The organism is Micromonospora sp. I033 (assembly GCF_053890995.1).
The window spans coordinates 1-4,114 of the sequence record NZ_JBSSLX010000334.1; the positions used below are offsets into that span (position 1 = coordinate 1).

The 4,114-nt window shown below is 72.3% G+C and carries 4 protein-coding genes and 1 pseudogene; 2 read left to right on the forward strand and 3 right to left on the reverse strand.

Annotated elements, in window-relative coordinates; genetic code table 11:
* Together ACW0Q9_RS29545 and ACW0Q9_RS29550 are read right to left on the reverse strand one after the other, a co-directional pair.
* Positions 1-102: pseudogene (locus ACW0Q9_RS29545) on the reverse strand (FAD-linked oxidase C-terminal domain-containing protein); the annotation flags it as partial.
* Between the two features lie 139 nt (positions 103-241).
* The gene (locus ACW0Q9_RS29550) at positions 242-550 is read right to left on the reverse strand and encodes a pyrophosphohydrolase domain-containing protein (RefSeq protein WP_456186896.1); all 309 of its coding nucleotides are present in this window, start codon (positions 548-550) and stop codon (positions 242-244) included.
* 91 nt (positions 551-641) lie between these two features.
* Between ACW0Q9_RS29550 and gdhA the strand changes: the two genes are divergently transcribed.
* Positions 642-1,979, forward strand: coding sequence for an NADP-specific glutamate dehydrogenase (gene gdhA, locus ACW0Q9_RS29555; protein WP_456186898.1), 1,338 nt, complete (start codon positions 642-644; stop codon positions 1,977-1,979).
* A 156-nt stretch (positions 1,980-2,135) separates the two neighbouring features.
* Positions 2,136-3,503 carry an alpha/beta hydrolase family protein gene (locus ACW0Q9_RS29560; protein WP_456186900.1) on the forward strand — a complete coding sequence of 456 codons (1,368 nt, stop codon included), beginning with the start codon at positions 2,136-2,138 and terminating at the stop codon, positions 3,501-3,503.
* Positions 3,504-3,570: 67 nt separating this feature from the next.
* Here ACW0Q9_RS29560 and ACW0Q9_RS29565 read toward each other — a convergent pair.
* Positions 3,571-4,114 (reverse strand): hypothetical protein (locus tag ACW0Q9_RS29565; protein ID WP_456186902.1); only part of this gene is annotated, 544 nt, incomplete at its 5' end.

Below are 4,114 nucleotides of genomic sequence, written 5' to 3' on the forward strand. Positions count from 1 at the left end.
CGTCTCCTGCCAGGGGAAGGCGTCCTCCACCGGGCCGATCTCCCGGGCCAGCCAGTCCCGCTTGAGCAGGCCGACGCCGTGCTCGCCGGTGCAGGTGCCACCCCCGGAACCGGACAGCCCGCCCAGACCGACACCATCGGGGGCACACCATGGGTGTATCCCGGCCCCGGAGACACACATGACGTTCCACCGACGCCCCGTGGCGAGGGCGGGAAGCGGACACGGCGACCCGTCCGGCAGGTCAGCTCAACCGGACCCGCGCCTTCGCGGCGCAGGCCGACAGCACGGTCCGCGCGTCCAGACCGAGGCTCTCGATCGCCACGAGCGCGGTGAACGCCACGTCCGCCAGTTCGGCGGCCACCTCCTCGCGGGTGTGCGTGACGCCCTTGCGGGGGTTCTGCCCGAGCACCCCGATCCAGGCGGCGGCCGCCTCCCCCGCCTCCTCGGTGAGCTTGAGGAGGCGGGAGGTCAGCTCCGCGTCCCCGGTGCCGTTGGCGGCGTCCAGCCAGGCGCGGGCGTCCCGCGCCGCCTCCCAGATCAACTCGTCCACCCGACCAGTGAACCGGACGACGGTGACGATCCGTACCCGGGGGCGGTGCGGCGACGAGGCCGGCACCGGGACCGGAAGGGGCGTGTCCGTGATGGCGGAAAGCGTCGAGACGGTGTTCGCGAACGTGGTCCGGCGGAACCCGGGTGAGCCCGAGTTCCACCAGGCGGTCCGGGAGGTGCTGGAGAGCATCGGGCCGGCCCTGGCCCGCCACCCCGAGTACGCGCACGCGTGCGTCATCGAGCGGATCTGCGAGCCGGAGCGGCAGGTCATCTTCCGCGTGCCGTGGGAGGACGACCACGGCCGGGTCCGGGTCAACCGCGGCTTCCGGGTGGAGTTCAACAGCGCCCTCGGCCCGTTCAAGGGTGGGCTGCGCTTCCACCCCTCGGTCTACCTGGGCATCGTGAAGTTCCTCGGCTTCGAGCAGATCTTCAAGAACGCGTTGACCGGCCTGCCGATCGGCGGCGGAAAGGGCGGCGCGGACTTCGACCCGAAGGGCCGCTCGGACCGCGAGGTGATGCGGTTCTGCCAGAGCTTCATGACGGAGCTGTACCGGCACATCGGCGCGCAGACCGACGTGCCGGCCGGGGACGTCGGGGTGGGCGGCCGGGAGATCGGCTACCTGTTCGGCCAGTACAAGCGGATCACCAACCGCTACGAGTCGGGAGTGCTCACCGGCAAGGGACTGGCGTACGGGGGCGCGCAGGTGCGGCGGGAGGCGACCGGCTACGGGGCGGTCTTCTTCGCCGAGGAGATGCTGAAGCAGACCGGGGACAGCCTGGACGGCAAGCGGGTGGTGGTCTCCGGCTCCGGCAACGTGGCCATCTACGCGATCGAGAAGGTGCACCAGCTCGGCGGCACGGTGGTGGCCTGCTCCGACTCGGACGGGTACGTGCTCGACGAGAAGGGCATCGACCTGACCCTGCTGCGCGAGCTGAAGGAGGAGCGCCGGGCCCGCCTCGACGACTACGTGAGGCACGTGCCGCACGCCGTGGCGGTCTCCGGCCGTACCGTCTGGGAGGTGCCCTGCGATCTGGCGCTGCCCTGCGCGACGCAGAATGAGATCGGCGGCGCGGAGGCCGCGGCGCTGGTGGCCGGCGGCTGCGTCGCGGTGGTCGAGGGGGCGAACATGCCCAACACGCCGGAGGCGGTGCGGATCCTGGGCCGGGCCGGGGTGCGGTTCGCCCCCGGCAAGGCGGCCAACGCCGGCGGGGTCGCGGTGAGCGCGCTGGAGATGCAGCAGAACGCCAGCCGCGACTCGTGGACGTTCGCCCAGTCCGAGCAGCGGCTTCGGGAGACGATGCGCGACATCCACGCCCGCTGCTGGGCCACCGCAGAGGAGTACGGCCTGCCGGGCGACTACGTGGCCGGCGCGAACATCAACGGGTTCCGGCGGGTCGCGGAGGCGATGCTGGCGCACGGTCTGGTGTGACCGGCCACTGTGGGTGGGCCTCGCTGACCGTTCGGTCAGTCAACGATTGACAGGGTTCGAGGTCGAGCTTAGGTTCAGGGCTCTACCGGCCGGTAGGCATCCGTCCCGCCTGGCCGCCCCCGTCCCGGGGCGGCACCCGTCCCCGGGGGAGCACCGATGCTGACCTCATCCACCCGCCTCCTGCGCCGGCTGCTCGCCGCCGGCGCGGCCCTCACCCTCACGGTCGGTCTCGCCGGCGCCGCGCCCGCCGTCGCCGCTGACCGCGACGACGACGGCAGCCAGCCGCTGCCCGGCTACACCATCAACAATCCGCCGCTCGCGCCGCTGGTGATCGACGGCGCCGCCACCACCGTCCGGCAGGGCGTGCACGAGCACGCCGGCTACATGATCGAGACCCCCGCCCGGTGGAACGGCGACCTGGTCATGTGGGCGCACGGCTACCGCGGCCAGGGCACCGTGCTCTCCCCCGAGCCGCCCGGCTACGACCTGCGGCAGCGGATGCTGGCGCAGGGGTACGCCTGGGCGTCGTCCTCGTACGACCGCAACGGCTACGACATCCGCTCCGGGGTGCTCGGCACCCGGGCGCTGGCCGACTTCTTCGCCGACACGGTGAAGCGGCCGAAGCGGGTGCTCATCGCCGGCGTCTCCATGGGCGGGCACATCATCGGCCGCTCGCTGGAGCAGTACCCGGGCTACTACGACGGTGCGCTGCCGATGTGCGGGGTGCTCGGCGACCACGAGCTGTTCGACTTCTTCCTCGACTACAACCTGGTCGCGCAGGCCCTCGCCGGGGTGCGCGCGTACCCGACGCCGGACGACTACCTGACCGACGCCGTGCCGCGGATCCAGGTGGCGCTCGGGCTGGCCGCGCTGAAGCCGGGCGGCCCCGACACCACCAACGACCTCGGCAAGCAGCTCCGGGCGATCACCGTCGAGCGGTCCGGCGGGCCGCGGCCCGGCGGCGACGCCGCCTTCGCGGTCTGGAAGGACTTCCTGTTCGGCATCACCGCCACCGACGGCGGCGACTCCCCCGCCCAGCGGCCCGGTCAGCTCGCCACGAACCTGCTGACCCGGTACTCCCCGAACAGCCCCGTGAACGTGAACGCCACGGTGCAGCGGGTCGCACCGGAGAACCTGTGGCAGCGGCTGTCCCCGACGCTGACCGAGGTGCCGCGGATCAGCGGCCGGCCCACCGTGCCGGTGCTCAGCCTGCACGACCTCGGCGACCTCTTCGTACCGTTCAGCATGGAGCAGGCGTACGCCCGGGACGCGGCGTGGCACGGCCGCAGCCGGCTGGTCGTGCAGCGGGCGATCCGGGCCGCGCAGCACTGCGAGTTCAGCCCGGCCGAGGCCGGCGCCGCCTGGGACGACCTGGTTTCCTGGGTACGCACCGGCAAGCGCCCGGCCGGCGACGCGGTCACCGATCGGAAGGCGGTGGCGGCGCCGGACTTCGGCTGCCGGTTCAGCGACCCGGCCGCCTGGGCTGCCGGCTCGGGGACGCGCCGCCTCTACGCGCCCTGCTGACCGCTCTGGAGACGCCGCTGGCCGGCACCCCGTGTTTCGGGGTGCCGGCCAGCGTTGTTTGCTTGGGTCAGCTGTTCCAGTACTGCGCGGTGATGTCGGCGGCCTGCTGCTCCCACTGGGCGTACGCGTCCGGGTAGGCCGAGACCTGCACGGTCTGGGCGGCGACGGTCAGCGGCATGTCCTGCCAGCCGTCGACCTGCTTCAGACCCTTCAGGAACGCCAGCGTCGAGTACTCAGGGTCGGTGATCTGCTCCGGCGTGCCCCAACCACTGGACGGGCGCTGCTGGAACAGGCCCAGCGAGTCGTGGTCATTCTTGTCGCCGAGGTGGCCCAGGTTCTCCAGCTTCGACTCCTGCAGGCTCGTGGCGATCGAGATCACCGCGGCCCGCTCCGGCAGACCGGCCTTCTTCGTCGCCGCGATGATCGCCTTGGCGTTGGCGGTCTGCTCGTCGTTCAGGTCAATCTTGGACTGGGTGCCCTGTACGCCGTGCGGGATGAGCTTGTCACCCTGCACCGCCACGACGGCGGGCTTGGTGCCCTGCACCGGGGCAGCGTCGGCGTGGGCGGCGATCGGACCGGCGAAGATGCCACCGGTGAAGGCCAGACCAGCG

Bases quoted from the DNA above. Each gene is read 5' to 3' on its own strand.
- gdhA (WP_456186898.1), top strand. From the start codon at position 642: ATGGCGGAAAGCGTCGAGACGGTGTTCGCGAACGTGGTCCGGCGGAAC.
- ACW0Q9_RS29560 (WP_456186900.1), top strand. From the start codon at position 2,136: ATGCTGACCTCATCCACCCGCCTCCTGCGCCGGCTGCTCGCCGCCGGC.